The organism is Advenella sp. FME57 (genome assembly GCF_014897675.1).
Classification (GTDB): domain Bacteria; phylum Pseudomonadota; class Gammaproteobacteria; order Burkholderiales; family Burkholderiaceae_B; genus Advenella.
This window is the reverse complement of sequence record NZ_JABUXU010000053.1, coordinates 1-1,187: the sequence shown is the minus strand read 5'-3', so window position 1 is coordinate 1,187 and position 1,187 is coordinate 1. Positions and strand designations below refer to the sequence as shown.

Below are 1,187 nucleotides of genomic sequence, written 5' to 3'. Positions count from 1 at the left end.
TGTAAATACCCCATCTTTAATACACCACACACATAGAATTTATAATGTTAATTTATAGTCAATGGGTGTCATGTCATTGAGTGAATCGTGCGGTCTTTCGGTGTTGTAAATCGTTGTCCAGTGTTCCGTGATGTGTTGAACTTGCTTCAACGACGTAAAAAGATATAAATCTAATACCTCTTGGCGGTACGTACGATTGAAGCGCTCAATATAGGCGTTTTGATAGGGGCAACCGGGCTGCGTATAATCAATATAAACGCCATGTTGATGTGCCCACTGAACGAACTCCGCGGAGGTGAACTCGGGGCCATTATCGACACGAACTCTACGTGGGTAGCCGTGCCAAGAGGCCAGCCCATCTAGGTAACGGGTGACACGAGCAGACGGCAAGCCCGTGCCAATATCGATTCCTAGCAACTCGCGATTGCAATCGTCAATCACATTAAATGTACGAAATCGCACGTTATTTTCTAAGCGGTCCGACATAAAATCCATCGACCAACACTGACCCGTACTTTTAGGTACGACGAGTGGTTCGGGTTGGCGAGCAGGCACGCGTTGCTTGCGCTTTGTCTTTATGTTGAGTCGCAATGCATTATAAACACGCTGTACACGCTTATGATTCCAGCGGTAACCTAAAGCGCGTATGCGCTTAAAACACTTGGGGAACCCCCAACGTTGATGTCTTTCAACCAGCGTGTTTAGCACTGTAATTACCTCGCTATCATCACAACGTTTAGGCTGATAGTAAAACGCGGTGCGACTCATCCCCGTAATCATGCAGCTTAAAACAACGCTGATGTCATGCTGTGCCTGTAGCGCTTTTGCCCAGTCTTTACGCGTCGCAACAGGCACTACAGCTTTTTTATGATTTCTTCCTGCAACTGAGACTTCAAACTTAAATCAGCATACATCTGCTTTAAGCGACGATTCTCCTCCTCGAGCTCTTTGAGTCGTTTTACGTCGGAGAGCTCCATGCCGCCATATTTGGCTCGCCATTTATAAAATGTGGAGTTACCTACATGATGCTTGCGGCACAGCTCTTTAATCGGTATCCCAGCTTCCGCTTCTTTCAACATCGCCACAATTTGGCTTTCTGTCATCCGTTTGCTCATCGTAAAAATCCTTTTTTCTTAGTGTAAGAAAAATTCTACGCTTCAGCTGTATTATTTTAGGGGATAGTTACA

At 45.5% G+C, this 1,187-nt stretch carries 1 protein-coding gene; it reads right to left on the bottom strand.

Translation table 11 applies throughout. The annotated features are described in order from the left end of the window. Positions 1-39 precede the first annotated feature (39 nt). Positions 40-1,115 (bottom strand): IS3 family transposase gene (locus tag INT32_RS22010; RefSeq protein WP_369806312.1). Its coding sequence is split into 2 segments (ribosomal slippage): positions 40-860 and positions 860-1,115, totalling 1,077 coding nucleotides; the frame shifts between segments, so codons are not numbered across the junction. Positions 1,116-1,187: the final 72 nt, after the last annotated feature.